This window comes from Streptomyces sp. NBC_00986, assembly GCF_045162565.1.
Lineage (GTDB): Bacteria > Actinomycetota > Actinomycetes > Streptomycetales > Streptomycetaceae > Streptomyces.
Window position 1 is genome coordinate 1,407,126 of record NZ_CP108733.1, and the last position, 17,846, is coordinate 1,424,971.

Consider the following 17,846-nt stretch of genomic DNA (forward strand, 5'->3'; position numbering starts at 1 on the left):
TCTCTCTGTTCGGTCGACTCCCCGATCTTCCGCACATCATCGCCCCGGACGGTCAACCGAGACGGATGGCACACTCTCCGTGTGCCGCTGACTTTCGACGACCTCCTCACCCGTGCCACCGCACTCGCCGTCCCCGGCCGACGTGCCGTCCTCGGTATCACCGGCAGCCCTGGCGCGGGCAAGACGACCCTCGCCGAGCACCTGGTGCGGACGCTGAACGGGAGCAGCGCGGAACCGTGGGTCGCGCACGTCCCCATGGACGGCTTCCACCTCGCCGACGTCGAACTGGACCGCCTCGGCCGCCGCGCCCGCAAGGGCGCACCCGACACCTTCGACGCCGACGGTTACGCGGCTCTGCTGCGGAGGCTCCACGAGGAGACCGACGAGGTGGTGTACGCGCCCGGCTTCGAGCGGGTGCTGGAGCAGCCGATCGCCGGCGCGATCCCGGTGCTGCCCACCGCCCGGCTGGTGGTGACGGAGGGCAACTACCTTCTGCTGGAGGCGGGTTCATGGGCGCGGGTACGGCCGTGCCTGGACGAGGTGTGGTTCTGCGAGGCCGACGAGGACGAGCGTGTCCGCCGACTCGTCGCCCGGCACGAGGAGTTCGGCAAGGACCACGAGACGGCGGTGGCCTGGGTGGCGGGCACCGATCAGCGCAACGCCGACCTGGTGGCGGCGACCCGGGACCGGGCGGACCTGGTCGTGCCGGTCGGCGCACTGCCCGCGCCGGAGCAGAACTCGGCGGCGCGGGCAGGCAGTTGAGGACCCTCAGGCTCGCAGGGTGAGCTCCGGCTCGGCGTCGGCATCGCCTGCCGGGTCGCCGATCACCACAGTGAAGGCCTCCGTGCGGACGGTCAGGGTCAGGTCGTCCTCGCCGGTCTCGAAGGCGGGCGTGAACTCCCCTGTCCCGGGCCCGTACCGCACGGCGAACACGTGCAGGTTCTCCGGCGCGCCCGGTGCCGGGTCGGCCTCCAGTGCTGTCGAGCTGACCAGGTGAAGCCAGCCCTCGTCGGGGTTGCCGTAGCCGCGCGGGTCGGCGGCGAGGGCGAACGCCGCCTCCTGCTGGGTGAGTTCGGAGCGGGCGTCGAAGTGGTCGGCGCCCTGGTCGGTCGGGTGGGTGAGGCGCAGGGTGCCCGCGGAGGTGACATCGCCCTCCGCCGTCCTGCGTACCCGGTCGCCGTCGTCCGCCGCGTACGGCAGCCCGGCCAGCAAGTACGGTGCTCCGTCGAGGCGTTCGAGGGCCACCGTCATCCAGAGCCGCGTGCCGTCGGTGACGTACAGGGAGCGGATGTGCCGCAGGACGTGGTCGCGGCCGACGACCGGCTTTGTGACCAACTTGGCCGTCAGGCCGTCGGCTTGAAGGTCGCGGACTCGTACCTCGCCCATCGGGCGGCACAGCAGGAAGCCGTCGAGCACCGGGCCGAAGCCGTGCTGCCGGTTCACGGCCGCGGGCAGGTAGTAGGTGCCGTCCGCCTCGACGAGTGACGGGGTCAGCTTGCTGTCGAAGGCCACCGACACGGTTCCCGCCCGGAGTTGATGCCGGGCGGCGGTCGTGGAGGGTGTGCGGTGCCAGCGCGTGGTGTCCTGGATCTGCCAGACCAGCATCCACGCGAAGTGACCGTCCACTCCCCCGTCCGGCTTGACCGCGTGCCGGCCCCAGCGGGTGTCTCCCCGGTAGCGGCCGATGTCGGAGCCGATACGGCTGCCGAAGTAGCGCAGGCCGAGGACCGATTCGAAGCCGGAGTGCTGTTCGCTGTAGCGCGGGCCGCCGTTGTCGAATCCGCCGCTGGTGAGGCGGGCGTCGATGTAGCGGGCCAGCGCCTCCCCGTCCTCGGCGAAGACGTCCTCGCCGCTGACGATGTGGGCCTGCGCGAGGAAGGAGAGGGAGATCGGGCCGTAGTTGTTGTCGTACGCGCCGCCGTGTTCGGGCGGGAGGAGGGCACCGCGGTCACTCACGCGGTGGGCGCAGATCTCCTCGCCGTACACACGGAGTGCGCGAGTGCGGACCGACTCCCCCTCTTCCGGCGGGAGATGGCGGGCCAGCATCAGGCCGCCGACGACACAGCCGATGGCCTGGTTGCCGGCCTCCTGCGGGTTGAAGAAGGTCGCCTCGGTGAGCCAGCGCCAGTAGCCGTGCGCCAACTCGACCAGGGCGGTGCGCTGTTCGTCGTCGACGAGGCCGTCCGTCGCGTCGAGGATGTTGACCGCCTGGAGCAGCGCCCACGCCGTGCTCGGCCAGTCGCCGATGGGGTGGGCGCCCGCCTCCAGGACGTAACGCGCGTACGGGAGGCCGGAGTTGCGCACCTGAAGGTTCGGGTAGCCGGGGTTGTCCGCCGTGTAGACGCGCTCACGGAGATGGAAGGCGAGGCTGCGGCGTACCGCCTCCGGCAGTCGCGGGTCCTTGCCGCGCTGCCAGGCGAAGGCCAGCAGGGAGGTGATCCCGAGCGAGGTGTCCCCGATGTCGTCGTAGCAGTCGGGGTGTTCGAGGTTGCCCTCCGGTGTGATGCGGCGCAGGGCCTGCTCGACGACGGCGGCGAGGACCGCGTCGTAGGCCTCCGGGGTGTCGGGGAGGTCGTGCAACGGGCCGCGCTGGTGAGGGAGTTGCATCGCGGTGGATCAGCCCTTCATGCCTGAGGTGGCCATGGCGTGGGTCGTCGGAGTCAGAGAGCGGGTGCGGGGCGGACGGCGCGCAGTGCGACGCGCAGTGTCTGGGGGCCGTTTCCACCGAGGTAGACGCGGTTCCCGGCCGTCGCGTCGGTGCCGCCGGCCACGGTGTAGTCCTGTCCCGGGTCGTACCGTAGTACGTCGCTCCGGTCGGGTCCGGCGAGGGGTTCGCCCGCCTCGACGGTGGCCTCGACGCGGATCTCGTCGTCGCCGACGCGGTAGGTCAGCGGGCCGGTCGTCAGGCACCAGCGGCCGTCGTCGAGCGGTTCGGCGCCCTCGGCAACTCCCCCTGGGCGGAAGGTCAGTTCGAGGGCCCAGGGCACCGATGGGCCGCTGATGTCGATCCGCAGGTCGGCCCCGTCCTCCCGCAGGTCGACCTCGACCCGGGTCGTGTGGGAGACCTCGTCCTGCGGGCGGTCGGGGAACGCCATCGCCGCGGAGAAGCGGCCCTCGTCCACCAGGCGGTAGGCGCCGTCGTCGCGCCTCCGGTCCTTCGGCAGCGGCTGGTAGTAGGCGGTTGTGAGGGTTTGGGTGAGCCGGTACCGGTTGTCGGCGAGCTGTTCCATGTCGGCGGCACGGAACGGGCCCAGGTCGAAGAACACCCGCGAGAGGCGGACCGCGTCGAGGACGGCGGCACCGGCGAACAGGCGCAGGAAGGTGGGGTTGCAGGCGAGGCCCGAGCGGATGCGCCGGTGCTCGGGCACGTCGGAACCGCCGTACACCACGGTGTGCGCGGTGGCCGAGACGTGTGCGGCGAGGCGTGCGGTGGGGAGGTACCGGTCGCGCGGGAGCTTCTCCGCGTCCGGGGCCGGCAGGGCGCGGCACAGATCCGGGGTGAGGAGGATCTGGGCGAGCAGGTCGGGGTCGACGATGCCGTCGGCGGCCGCCAGGCGGGCCGCGCGGGCGAAGTCGCCCCGGCCGGTGCGGATCGCGAGCAGCCGGTAGTGCGGCAGGTAGGGCCACAGCGCGAACGAAAGCCTCTGGTCCTGGCGGCGCGAGTGGACGGTCTCCACCGTGCCGTCCGGTCTGATCAGGTCCAGGGTCGTGGCGAGGTTGCGTTCGACGGCGTCCAGCAGGTCGGTACGCCCGAGCACCTCGGCCAGCAACAGCAACGACGGGTTGGTCACGATGGACGCGTAGACGGCGCTGCGCTCCGAGTACAGGCCCTCCGCGTCGATGTCGACGCCCTCGGCGAGCCACTCCTCGACGCGGGCGAGCAGCCGGTCGTCGGGGAACGAGCGGTGCAGCCGGGCCAGCGCCGCGCTCAGTTCCCAGCGGTGGTTCGGGGTGTGCACCCCTCCGGTCAGGAGACTGGCGGTGGCGGCGCCGGCGATGTCGGCGAGCGCGGCCGTGACCTCGCGCAGTTCCGGTCCCGCGCCCGCGGCGAGGACGTGCGCGTCGCACACGTCGTTGAGGGTGAACGCGGAGTCCGGCGGTGACTGCACGTTGTCGCCGCCGGCGAAGAGGCCGGTGGCGGTCTGCGTGGCCCGGAGGGCGCGGAGGTGGGTCATGGCGGCGGCGACGGCCTGCCCGTTGCCGTGCAGTGCCGAGTCCGGGGAACGGTAGGCCGCGATCAGGGTCTTGACCCGGCGCGCCAGACCACGGTGCGCCACACCGGCGGGTTCCTCGTCGGGGCCGGCCGCCAGCGGGGCGGCCGACCGGTCGGCGGCGCGGGCCGCCGCGCGGACGAACTCGTGGTCGAGCGGGGTGTGCAAGATCAGTCCTTCAGTCCGGCGTTGATGTCGGCGCTCATGACGTACCGCTGGAACACCAGGAAGATGAGGATCAGCGGGATCATGGAGATGACCGAACCGCCCAGCAGCACCGACCAGTTGATGTTCTGCGCGCCGACGAGGCTCTGGATGCCGATCTGCACGGTGAACTTGTTGGGGTCGTTCAGCATCAGCAGCGGCCAGATGTAGTCGTTCCAGCGCCACTGGAAGGACAGGATCGCCAGGGTCAGCATGATGGGCCGGGAGATCGGCACCATGATCCGCAGGAAGATCGACAGTTCACGGGCGCCGTCGATGCGCGCGGCCTCGACGAGTTCGTCGGGGACCGTCAGGAAGAACTGGCGGAACATGAAGCAGCCGGTCGCGGTGAGCACGGCCGGGAGGATGATGCCGGCGAAGGAGTTGTAGAGGCCGAGGTCGCGGACGACCAGGAACTCGGGAGCGAGCATGACCTCGGACGGCAGCATCGTGGTGGCCAGGATGCAGAGGAAGAAGAACTTCAGCCACCTGTTGTTGTACTTGGCCAGCGCGTACCCGGTGCAGCAGCTGACCCCCACCGTGAGGATCGTCGTGATCACGCACACGAGGGCCGTGTTGATGAAGTACTGGGAGAAGTTGGCGCTCTCCCACGCGGCCTTGTAACCCGAGACGGTGGGGTTGTGCGGAAGCACCGTCAGCGGGAGGGAGAACAGGTCTCCCGCCGGCTTGAAGGAGCTGAGGACGAACCACGCGACCGGCAGCCCGTAGAGGGCGGCCAGGATCCACAGCAGTGTCGTCGCGGGTACCGCGCTCCGAAGCCCGCCGTCGCGCCCGTTGCGTCGCTGCCTCTTGGAAAGGGTCCGGCCGGAGTCGGCGCCGGCGGGACGCGGCGTGTCTGTGGTTGTCATCGGTTCTCCACCCGCCGGTTGACGATCAGTTGGATGATCGCGACGGCCATCAGGATGAGCATGAGCACGAAGGACGCGGCGCTCGCGTAGCCGATCTGGCCCCGGTTGAAGCCGGTTTCGTAGATGTACTGGACGAGCAGGTTGTTCGACGTTCCGGGTCCGCCGTTGTTGAGGGAGACGAACAGCGGATATTCCTTCATCGCGTTGATCGTGTTGAGCAGGATCACGATGAACGAGGTGGGCGCGATGCTCGGGAGCGTGATGCTCCTGAACTGGCGCCAGGGGCCGGCTCCGTCGAGCGAGGCCGCCTCGTAGTACGACACCGGCACGTTCTTGATCGCCGCGATGAACAGCAGCATCGAGAAGGCCGTGCCCCACCAGGCACCCGCCATCACCACGACGCCCAGCGACAGGTCCGCGTTCGACTGCCACGCGATCGCGTGCCCGCCGAGCTTCTCGATGACGTAGTTGATCAGTCCGAAGTTCTCGCCGAACAGCCACCGCCACAGGACACCCACGACGATGGGCGAGATGAGCCACGGGATGAAGAAGACGACACGCGCGACCGACGCGCCCTTGGCCTGCTTGCTCACCACGAGGTTGGCGATGAACAGCGAGAGCACGAAGTTCAGCGGCACGACGAGCACGGCGTACAGCAGCGTCCGGAACAGCGCGTCGTAGAAGGTCGAGTCCCCGAACAGGTTCTGGTAGTTGTCCAGTCCGATGAACTGGAACGCCCCCACACCGGTGTAGTTCGTGAACGAGTAGACGAGCCCGATCACCGCCGGCCACACGAAGAACAACGCGAAGAGCACGACATTGGCCGCGATGAGGACGAGCGGCGCGAGGGTGTAGGTGCTTCGTCGTTTCCTGGGCGGCCTCACGGACACGTCCGCGGCGCTTTTTGTCATCTTCCTGACTTCCGTGCTGGTGGAATGGATCGCTGTGGGCTCACGCCGTGAGCCCGGCATCACGGGGGCGGCCAGGGCGGGCGGCGGTGTCTGGACCCCGCCGCCCGGCCCTGTGGCCCACGATCAGCCGCCGACCGCCGTGTTGTAGCCGTCCACGATGTTCTGCAGGGCCTTGTCGGCCGACTGCTGGCCGTTGATCGCCTTGCCGAGCTCCGTCTTGGTCGGGTCGGTGGTGAGGCTCTTGCCCTTCAGCACCCAGTTCGTCTGCGCGCTGTTGAAGTAGCCCGAGATCGGCGCGTAGAGCGGGATCTCCTCGTTGTAGAGCTTGAACGCCGCCTGCGCCGCCGCGGACTTGAAGGGGTACTTCGGGCTCAGACCGCTCTCGACCGGGAGGAACCCGGAGCTCTCGACCAGCTCGGTGTAGTTCTTCGGCTCGTACACCCAGGACATGAACTTCGTCGCGGCGGTGGCCGCGGCGCCGTTGTTGTTGAAGCCGACCATCATGCCGCCGCTGTTGACGTCACTGGCCTGCACCGGCTGGGCGGGGGTCGGGACGCTCGCCCACTCGAACTTCTTGATGCTGTCCGCGAAGGCGGGCACCTGCCACACGCCGGACCAGTAGGCGACGACGTCACCGCTCTGGAACATGGCCGACGGGTCGGCGCCGCTGGTCCACACCGACTTCGGCATGACCTTGTCGTCGTTCAGTCCGACGAAGTACTCCACGGCCTTCTTGGTCGCGGCGTCCGCCGAGAACTTGCCGGAGGAGTCCGCGTGGACGTACTTCCCGCCCATCTCGTACACCATGGCGCGGAGCCGGGACGGCGACTGGTCGAACGTCAGGGAGTACTTGGCGCCGGTCTTCTCGCGGACCTTGTTGGCCGCCGCGATGAACTCGTCCCAGGTCCAGGTCTTCGCGGGCGAGGCCGGAACGGCGACGCCGGCCTTCTCGAACAGCGACTTGTTGATGAACAGGCCGGACGCGGTGACGTCCGAGGGGATCGCCAGCACCTTCCCGGACGAGTCCTTCGCCAGGAAGTTGGAGTTGATGTTGTAGCTCTTGTTGTTGGCGATGGACTTGAGGTCGACCAGCTTGCTCGACCAGATCGGGTCCAGGGCGGGCACGTCCGCCACGTCGGGCAGCGAGTTCGCCTGCGCGGCGTTGTGCAGCTTCGTCGGGTACCCGTCGTAGGGGATGTTGACGAGCTTGACGTTGACGCCGGTTTCCTTCTTGTACTGCGCGACCAGCTTCTTCCAGCCCGCGTCCTGCCCCGGAACCGTGGAGATCCAGAACGTCAGCGACTTCGCGTTACCGCCCGAGCCGGACCCCGACCCGCAGGCGGAGAGCAGCAGGGCACCTGACACAGCGACGGCAGCGAGGGGAACCAGGCGGCGCATGCCGCCGCGGCCGAGTCGGCTGGAGCGCCGCACACCCACAGTGGTCATCTTCGATCCCTTTTTTCGTCGTAGGAGACGGAGCACGGCGCCGACCGATGCGGCACGGGTGCATTTTGCAGGAAAGGTCACTTTCCGGGGGCACGGCCTCGCCCGGCCGCGTCGTCCACGCGGGGCGAGATCCCCGGCCGTCCTGGCCGTCACCGCACTGGCACGCCCTCGTGCGGTTGCCGTACGTCGTGTACGGGCTGGGAGGCTCACCCCAAGTCGGCGTCCCGACCGACTTAGAAAGCGCTTGTCCGGACATTGGCAGACCAAGTCGGAGGCCGTCAATCCTTCGCCCCCGCACCATCGGTCACGGTTTGGACTCCTCTGGCGACCGCGAGCCGGGCCGCGCCCACCACGGTGCCGAGATCACCGACCGTGCTGCTGACCACCTCGGTGGGCCAGCTCAGCCGCCCCAGCTCGGTCCGCACACCGGGCAGGAGCTGCGGGTCCGTGCCCGTGCTGCCCCCGAGGACGATCAGTCCCGGGTCCAGTACGGCGGCCACGGCGGCGGCCAGCCGGCCCACGTCGGCGGCGTGCCGGCCGACCAGGGCCCTCGCCGTGTCGTGTCCCTGCCGGGCGAGGGCGAAGAGCCGGTCCGCGCTGCCGGGGCACGGCTCACCGGTGTCCGGCCAGGCGGCCGCCGCCCGGCGCAGCAGCGAGCGGGCGCCCACGTACTCCTCCAGGGCCTCACGGCGCGGCTCCACGGCGTCGTCCCAGGGGTAGGGCAGCCGGGCGAGCTCACCGGCCGCGCCGTTCGCACCGCGCAGCACCTGGCCGCCGACGACGATGCCGAGGCCGATACCGACGCCGATCCGCAGATAGCCGAAGGTCATGCGGCCCCGGGCGGCGCCCTCGTGCAGTTCGGCGAGGGCGGCGCAGTTGACGTTGTTCTCCAGGTGGACCGGGATGCCCGGCGGCAGGGCGACCGTCATGGCGTCGAACACCGGGCCCGCCTTGGCGGTCGCGGGGCGCATCCCGACGCCCGCCCGGTCCCGCGCGGCCACGTCACCGACGGCGACGACGACCGTGCGCAGCGGGGTGCCGGCGGGCAGCGCGCCGAGGGCCTCGCGCACGGCGTCGGCGGCATTCTCCCGGGAGCCGGTCGCCTCGGCCAGCAGGCTGCCGTCGAGGGCGCAGCCGCGCACCCGGGTGAGGGCCGGGCCGAGGTCGACGGCGAGTACGGCGCCGGCGGCCGGGCCGAGGCGGTAGACGGCGGCGTTGCGTCCCGTGCCGCCGGAGGCGGTGCCGGAGTGGGCGGCGAGCCCGACGTTCTCCAGTTCCACGACGGCGGAGGACACCGTCGGCTTGGAGAGGCGGGCCAGGCCGGCGAGCTGCGGCCGGGTCGCGCTGCCGGCTCTCGCCAGCACCTCGAACACCGCGCTCGCGCTCTCGGTCAGCCGGGCCGCCCGCGCCACGACGTGTTCCACACTTCCCCCAGTTCACAGGCCGCGTTCCCGGTGGGTGTCCGTGGGGTGCGGCGATGGGATGTCCTGATGTCACGCGGGCCCGGACAACGGTCCCTGTGACCGAGTTCGCAATGACTCTTGACGCACTGTACTTCGTTAGTTAACTTCCTAACGAACGTCACGGTACTCGCCTGCCGTGGTCCGTCAGAAGCCCGTCCCGGGGCTTCCCTAGTGCTTGAACTGCCGTTCCCCCGGACACGGTTCGCCCAGCCGTCGCAGCACTGCGCAACGACGAAAGAGGTTCCGTGCAGGACTTCACGCCCCTCGTGGTCGGCATCGACGTGGGTGGCACCAAGACACATCTGCGCGCGTGCGCGGGCCCGGATGTCGTCGCCGACCACATCCGCGCGAGCAGCGGCTGGCGGCCGCACGACACCGTGGCCGCCGCCGACTGGCTGACCGCGCTCGTCCATGACGCCCTGCCCGCACCCGCGCGACCGTCCGCGGTCGCCGTGGGCGGGCACGCCTGCGAGACACCCCGACAGTGCGCCGAGATCCGGGCCGCGCTGGAGGAACGTCTCAAGGTGCCCGCACTGGTCGTGGGAGACGCCGAACTGCTCGTCCCCGCCGCCGGGTTGGACAAAGGCGTCGGCCTGGTCGCCGGCACCGGTTCCGTCGCGGTGGGTCTGCTCGCCGACGGCGGCCGGCTCCAAGTGGGCGGCTGGGGCGCGGTGTTGGGCGACGAGGGCGGCGCCGCCGGACTCGTCCGCGAGGCGGCCCGCGCCGCCTGGGCCGCGCACGACCGCGGCGAGGCCCCGGACGAACTCGCCCTGGGACTCGTCGAGGCGTTCGGCGTGGCCGAAGTGCCCGGTCTCGGCGCCGCGTTGGAAAGCGCTTCCGACGTCTCCGCCGACTGGGGCCGCCACGCCCGCGTCGTCTTCACCGCGGCCGACGCGGGCTCGCTCCTCGCGCGCGAGGTGATAGTCGAGGCCGGCCGGTCCCTCGCCGCACTCGTCGTACGGCTCGCCGAACGCGGCGTCCCCGTCGACGACGTGGTGGTCTCGGGCGGCACCGTCCTCGCCCAGCCCCGCCTGTACGACGCCCTCACCGCCGCGCTCGCCGAGCGGGTGCCGGGGGCGCGGCCGTGGCCGATCCAGGTGCCGCCCGTCGAGGGCGCCGTGGCACTGGCCCGATCGATCCTGTGAACCGCACGGCCCCCGTTCACCCGGGGGTCATGTCGTGGACGCCGAACCCTCTCCGACGGGACACGGCCCGCCGCAAATCTTCGCACGTACGCACCAGTTGACGTATGCGCTTTCCCACGTCGTACGGTGCACCCCGAACCACAGCCGATCGCACGATCTCCTCCCTGGTCGCACGACCTCGCCGGCCCCAGCGGCCGTAGAACTCAAGAGAGGCACACCCATGCCGTCACCCGCCGGGCAGCGCACGAACGCCGTTCGACCCGCCGTGAACAGACGTGGTTTCCTCAAGACCTCGCTCGGCGCCTCGGCCGCCGTGGTCGCCGCGCCCACGCTGGTCAGCTGGCTGGCCACCGCGGACGCCAAGGCCGCCACGGCTCCGCTCGCGTTCGTCGACGACTACAAGACGAACGTCATCGCGAACCTGACGCCCGAGACCAACGCCGTGGTCCGCGTCCTCGGCGGCATGGCCCAGATATGGAAGACCGGCGCCGCCTGGAACACCGGCACGCCGCTGCGCCCCGAGATCCTGCGCGCCAACATGCGGTACTGCGTCGACCTCACCACGCACCGCACCGAGGCCCAGGCGAAGGAGGCGTTCCTCTACGACCGCCAGCACCAGAGCTACGCGATGATCGCGGGCCTCGGTCCGCTGGCCGACCTGTACAAGTCCGGTGCCCTGGCGGTCACTTCGATCACCAGCGCTCCTGACGGCACGCCCGCCACCACGATCAACGACGCCGTCCCCGCCGATGCGCCCGCCGGTGCCGCGCTCGGCGCCGGCTCGCACGACTCCGCGCTCGGCAAGGTGGCCGAACTGGTCGACACCCTGCGCGGCAACTACGCGTCGGGCAACCCGGGCAAGTACGCCTACCAGTACCCGCGTCCGTGGCGCATGAACGAGAAGAGCGAGGTCGTCGACACCGGCAAGGTCGACGCGCTCGGCTTCCCGGTCTATGACTCGAAGGTCATCGTCGCGCCTCAACTCCTGCGCCAGCGCAGCACGTCACCGGTGGACGACGGCGGTTTCCCCAGCGGCCACACCAACGCCTTCCACCTGGCGGGCCTCGCCTACGCGTACGCCGTACCGGAGCGCTTCCAGGAACTGGTCACCCGGACCTTCCAGTTGAGCCACACCCGGATCATGGCCGGCATGCACTCCACGGTCGACGTGATGGGCGGCCGCATCATGGCCACCGCGCTGGCCGCCGCCACGCTCGGCGACCCGGCCAACGCCGAACTCAAGGCGGCCGCACGCGCGCAGGCCCTCGCCTACTTCGAGGCGAAGACCGGTACGACGGCGGACACCCTCTACACGTACGCCCACTCGGCGACCACCGCGACCGACCCGTACGCGGACCGGACCGCCAACGCCCGTGTCGTAGAGCCCAAGTTCACCTACGTACTCACCCGCAGCGGCCGTGACAAGGCGCTGACCGTGCCCAAGGGCGCGGAGGTCCTGCTGGAGACCCGGCTGCCGTACCTCGACGCGGCGCAGCGGCGCGAGGTGTTGCGCACCACCGCGCTGCCGTCCGGGTACGTCCTGCTCGACGGGTTCGAGCAGTGGGGCCGCCTCAACCTCTTCGCGGCGGCGGACGGTTACGGCTCCTTCGAGTCCGACGTCGTCGTCTTCCTCGACACGGCGGCCGGTGGCTTCGGCGCGGCCGACGCCTGGCGCAACGACATCGACGGCTGCGGCGGTCTGACCAAGCAGGGCACCGGCACGCTCACCCTGACCGGGCACAACACGTACACCGGCGGGACCGTGCTCAAGTCCGGTGCGCTGGTGGCCGGTTCGGCGCACGCGCTGGGCCACGGCGACGTGAGCGTGCTCGGCGGTGCGCTGCGGGTCTCCGAGTCCGTGCAGATCCACGGCAACTTCACCCAGCAGTCCGCCACGCTGGAGGTCACGCTGCGCTCGGGTCACCAGCCCGCCGTCGAGGTCACCCGGCGCGCGACGCTCGGCAGGGGCAGCGCGCTGTCGCTGCAGTTCGACGCGGAGCACCCGCCGGTCGCGGGCTCCACGGTGCGGGTCCTGGGCGCGTCCTCGCTGCGCGGCCAGTTCGACAGCATCACGGTGAACTCGGACAAGCTGCGGGCCGTACCCGTGTATACGGCGGAAGGTCTGTCGGTACGACTCCTGAAGCGGTGACGCCCCTGGTGGCGGGAGCGATGCGACAGTAGGGCCATGAACCGGCCCCGGCCCGCTCCCGCCACCGCGCGGCCGGCCTCACCGCAGGGAAGATGATGGCGCGCGAACAGCACTCGGTCCTCGACCCCGACACGCTCGACGACGGCGATGGCGGGGACTCACCACCGCGCGCCGACGGCTCGCGGTCGACACGCCTCTACGCCGGACTACGGCGCCGTAAGCGCTGGCTCCTGCCCCTCCTCGTGGTGGTGCTCCTCGCGCAGATGGCCGCCGTGATGATCACTACCGCCGTCCAGCAGACACCGACCATCGACGAGCCGGTGTACGTGGCCACGGCCACCGTCTATCTGCGCGAGCACAGCCTCGACTACAACCCCGAGCATCCGCCCCTCGGGAAGCTGGTGATCGCCGCCGGAATCGCGATCGCCGACCCGCACTTCGACACCAACTACCAGGGAAACCAGGGGGCGTTGGGCCGCCATCTGCTGTACGAGTCGGGCAACGACCCCTGGCGGCTGATGTTCTGGGCCCGGCTCCCGGTGATCGTGCTGACCCTGCTGTTCGGGCTGGTCGTGTTCGCGTTCGCGCGTGAACTCGTGGGCCCGGCACGGGGGTTGGTGGCGCTCGCGCTGTACGCGTTCTCGCCCGATGTCATCGCGCACGGCTCGCTGGCCACGCTCGACGTGCCCGAGGCCGGCTTCCTGCTGACGTCGGTGTGGCTGCTGTGGCGGGCCAGGCGGCGACCGAAGCTGTATCTGCCTCTCGCTGGGGCCGCGCTCGGCGCCGCCGTGGCGACGAAGATGAGCGCCCTGCCCGCCGTCCCCGTCCTCATGCTCCTCGCCGTCGCGTCGGTGTGGTCTGCCCGGCGCCCGGCCGAACGCCCCGCCCGGCTGCGGGTGTTGGCGCTCGGTGCGGCGGGCGCGGCCGTGCTGGCGGTGGTGGCCCTCGCCGTCGTATGGGCGTCGTATCTCGTCGTCGATCCGCAGCTGCGGTTCACGTCCACGGAACCGGTGCCCGTCATTGCCGGACTGCGCGGGCAGTTGGTGCCGCTGCTGCCGTTCCCGCGGGCGTTCCGGGACGGGATGCTCATCCAGTTCGGCATGGAGGACTACCCGTGGCAGGGCTTCCTGTTCGGGCACCTCTACACCGGCTCGCACTGGTACTACCTGCCGGTGGCATTGATGGTGAAGACACCGCTCGGCATGATCGCGCTGTGGGTGGCGGGTGCCGTCGCGCTCGTGGCGGTACGGCGGCTGCGGCCCGCGGCGCCGTATCTCCTCGTACCCACCGCAGTGTTGCTTGCCACGGCGATGGACGGTTCGCGGGACTTCGGCACTCGGTACGCGATCTTCGTGCCGATGTTCCTGGCGGTCGCGGCGGCCTGTGTGCCGGCGCTGCGGTCGTGGTGGCGGTGGGCTCCGCTGGCCACGGGGGTCCTGGTGGCGTTCGTCGCGGTGAGTTCGCTGCGGACGTTTCCCTACTATCTGCCGTACTCCAACGAGGCGTTCGGCGGTCCGTCCAAGACCTATCTGCGGCTGCACGACTCCAACGTGGACTGGGGCCAGGACCTCGGGCGCCTCGCCGACCGGCTCCACGAGCGGTATGCGGGCGAGCGGGTCTGGCTCGTCTACAAGGGCAGTGGTGTGCCGTCGTACTACGGCATCGAGTCGTCCGATCCGCGCAAGGTAGGGGTGCGCGATGTACATGGGCTGCTGGTCGTCTCGGACACCGCGATCGACAAAGCCCGGGGAGAACTGGCCGAGTTGATCGACAGCAGTCGCCCGATCGATCAAGTCGGTCATTCGATCACGATCTACCGGCGCTGATCACTCTCTGGTCACAACGCTCTGTGAGCTATGTTGAGTGGCTGTGGGAGACAAAGGAGGCGCACCGGTGCCATCGCCGCAGCAGGCACGCGCCCAGGCATCCGTGATCACCTCGGGAAAAACCGACCCGGAAGTCGGCGCGGCACCGACCTCCCAACTCAGGGAACTCTTCGACGGGCCACGGCTGTCACCGGGCCAACGGCGCATCGCCCAGTACCTGATCGAGCACATCACCGAGGCGGCGTTCCTCTCCATCACCGATCTCGCGGAGCGCGTCGGCGTCAGCCAGCCCTCGGTGACCCGGTTCGCGGCGGCGGTCGGCTTCAGCGGTTACCCGGCGCTACGGGAGCGGCTGCAGGCGATCGCCCTGCGCACCCTCGCGGGCGGCCCGGCGGCCGAGGAGAACCGGAGCAACGAACTGCAGGCCGCGGTCGACGCCGAGATCGCCAACCTGGAGAACCTGCGCCGGGACTTCGCCGACCCCGACCGGCTGATCGAGGTCGGCCGCGAACTGTCGGCGTCCACCCCGCTGACCGTCCTCGGCCTGCGCATCTCCGTCTCGCTCGCCGAGTACTTCGCGTACGCGGCGCGCCGTATCCACCCGGACGTACGGCTGGTGACCCGGGGCGGCAGCGTCGCCTACGACGCGATCCTCCAGTCGCGCGAGGCGGGCGGCACCTGGCTGCTCGCGTTCGACATGCCCCGGCACGCGCACGAGACGCTCACCACGCTCCGGGTGGCCCGCAGCGCCGGGCTCAAGGTGGCCCTCGTGACCGATCTGGCGCTCGGCGCGCTGGCCGACGAGGCCGACGTCACCTTCGCCACCGGCACCGGCTCCCGCCTGGTCTTCGACTCCTACGCGGCCCCCGGCGTGATGGCCTCCGCCCTGCTCCAGGCCATGACGGACGCCGATCCGGAGCGGACCCAGGCCCGCCTGGAGGACTACGAGCAGATCGCCGAGCAGCACCAGTTCTTCATGCGGGACTGACCCGCAGCTCCCCCCTCATAGGCATTCACACTGGGGCGATTGCGCCTATTTCGCGCATGAATGTTTTCATACGCCTTGCAAAGCAGACGGCATATATAAATACTGCTCACGGATCGCACCCGCCCCGAGAAAGCCCGGTCCGCCCATGCGCACCTCCGCTCGACCCGCCGCGCCGGCGACACCCGCTTCCCGGGGCCCTCGTACGAGCACGCCCAGCCGCCGTCTCCTACCCGCGTCGGCGCCGGGCGTGTTCGGTCGGGCGTCGCCTCCGCGAGCGCCCAAGGCGGCCTCGGTCATCCCCTGGGCCGGGGCCGCCTCACACCGTCGACCCACCCCCGCGACGCCGCACACCGGGAAGCGATGACATGCAACTGACCACCACGCGCATCAGCCAGGACTGGCCCTGTCAGGTCAAGACACCCGGCAGCTACGACTGGGAGCGCTCGGCGGCCAAGTGGCTGCGCGAGCTGGTGCCGGCCCGCTACGCCAGCTACCCCGCGTTCATCCGCCACCCCGTCCTGCTCGCCCGCCACGCGCAGATCCAGGTCCAGCACGAGATCCGGGTTGCCCGGACCGCCCTGCAGACCGCGCGGGCCGACCTGCCCGGCATCGGCCTGCCCGAGTCGGTCATCGAGCACACCATCAAGCTGTACGCCGCCGAGGTCCTCCAGCTCCAGCACATCGCGCGCAGCGTGCGGGCCGTGACCGAGGCACTGGTCGGGCACAGCACGGGACGCTGACCGCGCCGCCGGTCGGGGTCAGTCGTCGTCGCGGTGCCGCCAGTACCAGAACGCGCCCACGACGAGGGCCAGCAGCAGGACTCCGGGCAGGATGAGACCGGGAACGCGGGAGCCGCTCATCGGCGTGGCCTTCGGTTCGGAACGGGCACGACACCGCCGACCTGCGGCGCCGCGCTGTCCATGATGAGGCTCCACGGCCCCATCAGCGCCGAACTTTCCGCAGGTCCTGCCCCGCGTTCGGAACCCCGTTCGCCTACTGGCCGTCGTCGAGTGTCGTGCGGGACTCCAGGTCCTTGCGGGTGTCGTCGCCGTACACACCGTTCTCGTCGCCCCGGATGCCGTACCAGAGCTGGAAGCGGGCGACCGCGGCCGTGAGGGTCGCGTCGTACTGACCGCTGGTCGAGCCGTTCTCGTAGACGTTGGGGATGCGCAGGAGACGCTGCTCCAGCTCCTTGACCTCGGGGCCGCTGTCGCCCTCGCGGAGGGTGCCGGCGCCGTCAGGGTCGGCAGTCGCGGCGGTGGTCGCCGTGGCGGACGCCACCGGAGTGGGGGTGCTGATCGGCTGGGCCGTACTGGCCTCTCCCCTGCCCGGCAGCAGGAGGGCGCAGGCGAAGCCGACCAGGGCCGCGGCGCTCACGCCGACCACGATCGCGGCCCGGCGCAGTCCGGGTCCGAAGGGACCCGTGGTGGTCGGCAGCGGGTGCAACTCGCCGGGTACGGGCGGCAGTTCCTGTGTCTCGGCCTCGGAGCCGAAGATCGGCCTGGGCACCGGCACGGACTCGAAGACGGAGGAGTCCCGGCGGGGCTCCCGCATCAGCGCCGCGAGGTTGTCGGAGCGGCGGCGGCGCAGGACTCGGGCGGGTTCCAGGACCGGGCCGCCGGGCGACGATCCCGGTTCGGACGGTGTAGACACACTGCTCTCCTTCCGTTCCGCGCGCACGGATGTCCGCCATCCCCCTGGAGAGATACGCGCGCACGGCCGCCGGAGTTCAGCTCGGCCTCACGCTCGCACGAACCGGTGCAGGGAGGCCTTCAGCGCGACGACGAAGGCGTCGCGCCGCGTGTCGTCGAGCGCCTCCAGGGAGAGGTAGGGGTTGAGGTCCTCCAGTTCGACCAGGAGCAGCTCGCCGTCCGGGGCGCGGCAGGCGTCGACGCGCTGGATGCCGTGGTCGACGCCGTTCCAGTCGATGAACCGCTGCGCGAACTCCAGGTCCCCGGGGGCGGGTTCGTACGGTTCCAGCTGCCAGCGCTTCTCGGTGTCCGGGGCGTAGAGGGCGTACTGGAAGTCGTGGTCGACGAAGTAGAAGGACACCTCGTACGAGAAGTCGACGCACGGCTGGACCAGGACGCTCCCGTCGGCCAGCGCGGGCAGCCGGTCGGCCGGGACGATCTCCAGGCCTATGGAGTCGGCGCCGAGTTTGGGCTTGACCACATAGCGGTCGGTGCGAGGCAGCAGGTCCAGGTCCTCGACGCGGTCGACGGTCGGGATGACGGGGAACCCGGCGGCGCTCAGGTCGAGGAGATACTGCTTGCCCGCCATGTCCGCCCGGCCGGAGAGCTGGTTGTAGACACGGGCACCGGTGCGGAGCGCGTGCTCGCGGAACGCGTCGTACTCGGCCTGGTATCCGAGGACGGGCCCGCTGTTGCGGACCACGACCGCGTCGAAGCCGGCCATCAGCGCGGCGGCGTCCAGCGGATGGCACAGCGCCAGGTCGAAGTCCTCGCGCAGCCGGGAGGTCAGGTCGATGTCCTCGTCGCAGTAGCGACGTCCGCGCGCGGGGTAGGCCAGGTCCGTGACGTACAGGATGCGAGGGCGGGCGGGAGGTAGGGAGGGCATGCAGGTTCTCCTTGGTCGAGCGCGTTCACCGAGAGCGTTCGCGCGGAATGATCGAAA

General features: G+C 70.5%; 14 protein-coding genes. 6 read left to right on the top strand and 8 right to left on the bottom strand.

What is annotated here, in order from left to right:
- Window positions 1-81: 81 nt before the first annotated feature.
- Window positions 82-762: a nucleoside/nucleotide kinase family protein gene (locus OG504_RS06245; protein ID WP_405988814.1), complete on the top strand. Its 681-nt coding sequence runs from the start codon at window positions 82-84 to the stop codon at window positions 760-762.
- Window positions 763-768: 6 nt separating this feature from the next.
- On the opposite strand, the gene OG504_RS06250 is transcribed toward OG504_RS06245, so the two are convergent.
- The 6 genes from OG504_RS06250 to OG504_RS06275 form a co-directional block, all read right to left on the bottom strand.
- Window positions 769-2,607, bottom strand: a complete 1,839-nt coding sequence (locus OG504_RS06250) for a hypothetical protein (RefSeq protein ID WP_405988815.1) — start codon at window positions 2,605-2,607, stop codon at window positions 769-771.
- Window positions 2,608-2,660: 53 nt separating this feature from the next.
- On the bottom strand, window positions 2,661-4,379 hold the full coding sequence (locus OG504_RS06255; RefSeq protein ID WP_405988816.1) for a hypothetical protein: 1,719 nt from the start codon (window positions 4,377-4,379) through the stop codon (window positions 2,661-2,663).
- A 2-nt stretch (window positions 4,380-4,381) separates the two neighbouring features.
- Window positions 4,382-5,284 (bottom strand): carbohydrate ABC transporter permease, encoded by a 903-nt coding sequence (locus OG504_RS06260; RefSeq protein ID WP_405988817.1) that lies wholly within the window; start codon window positions 5,282-5,284, stop codon window positions 4,382-4,384.
- Window positions 5,281-6,195 (bottom strand): carbohydrate ABC transporter permease, encoded by a 915-nt coding sequence (locus tag OG504_RS06265; protein ID WP_405988818.1) that lies wholly within the window; start codon window positions 6,193-6,195, stop codon window positions 5,281-5,283. The genes OG504_RS06260 and OG504_RS06265 overlap by 4 nt, the downstream gene beginning before the upstream one ends.
- Window positions 6,196-6,318: 123 nt before the next feature.
- On the bottom strand, window positions 6,319-7,641 hold the full coding sequence (locus OG504_RS06270) for an ABC transporter substrate-binding protein (protein ID WP_405988819.1): 1,323 nt from the start codon (window positions 7,639-7,641) through the stop codon (window positions 6,319-6,321).
- Between the two features lie 278 nt (window positions 7,642-7,919).
- Complete coding sequence (locus tag OG504_RS06275; protein ID WP_405988820.1) at window positions 7,920-9,065, bottom strand: ROK family protein; 1,146 nt, start codon at window positions 9,063-9,065, stop codon at window positions 7,920-7,922.
- A gap of 284 nt (window positions 9,066-9,349) precedes the next feature.
- Here OG504_RS06275 and OG504_RS06280 point away from each other — a divergent pair, with 284 nt between their 5' ends.
- The 5 genes from OG504_RS06280 to OG504_RS06300 all read left to right on the top strand — a co-directional run bounded on the left by OG504_RS06280 (window position 9,350) and on the right by OG504_RS06300 (window position 15,952).
- A complete protein-coding gene (locus OG504_RS06280; RefSeq protein ID WP_405988821.1) occupies window positions 9,350-10,249 on the top strand; it encodes an N-acetylglucosamine kinase in 900 nt (299 codons plus the stop codon).
- A gap of 220 nt (window positions 10,250-10,469) precedes the next feature.
- Window positions 10,470-12,398, top strand: coding sequence for a phosphatase PAP2 family protein (locus OG504_RS06285; RefSeq protein ID WP_405988822.1), 1,929 nt, complete (start codon window positions 10,470-10,472; stop codon window positions 12,396-12,398).
- 92 nt (window positions 12,399-12,490) lie between these two features.
- Entirely contained in the window at window positions 12,491-14,224 is a 1,734-nt protein-coding gene (locus OG504_RS06290) for an ArnT family glycosyltransferase (protein WP_405988823.1), read from the top strand.
- 67 nt (window positions 14,225-14,291) lie between these two features.
- Window positions 14,292-15,212: a MurR/RpiR family transcriptional regulator gene (locus OG504_RS06295; protein ID WP_019064418.1), complete on the top strand. Its 921-nt coding sequence runs from the start codon at window positions 14,292-14,294 to the stop codon at window positions 15,210-15,212.
- A gap of 365 nt (window positions 15,213-15,577) precedes the next feature.
- Window positions 15,578-15,952 carry a hypothetical protein gene (locus OG504_RS06300; protein ID WP_019064417.1) on the top strand — a complete coding sequence of 125 codons (375 nt, stop codon included), beginning with the start codon at window positions 15,578-15,580 and terminating at the stop codon, window positions 15,950-15,952.
- A 253-nt stretch (window positions 15,953-16,205) separates the two neighbouring features.
- Here OG504_RS06300 and OG504_RS06305 read toward each other — a convergent pair whose 3' ends face one another.
- A complete protein-coding gene (locus OG504_RS06305; protein ID WP_405988824.1) occupies window positions 16,206-16,865 on the bottom strand; it encodes a peptidoglycan-binding protein in 660 nt (219 codons plus the stop codon).
- Window positions 16,866-16,952: 87 nt separating this feature from the next.
- Window positions 16,953-17,789: a hypothetical protein gene (locus OG504_RS06310; RefSeq protein ID WP_405988825.1), complete on the bottom strand. Its 837-nt coding sequence runs from the start codon at window positions 17,787-17,789 to the stop codon at window positions 16,953-16,955.
- Window positions 17,790-17,846 lie beyond the last annotated feature (57 nt).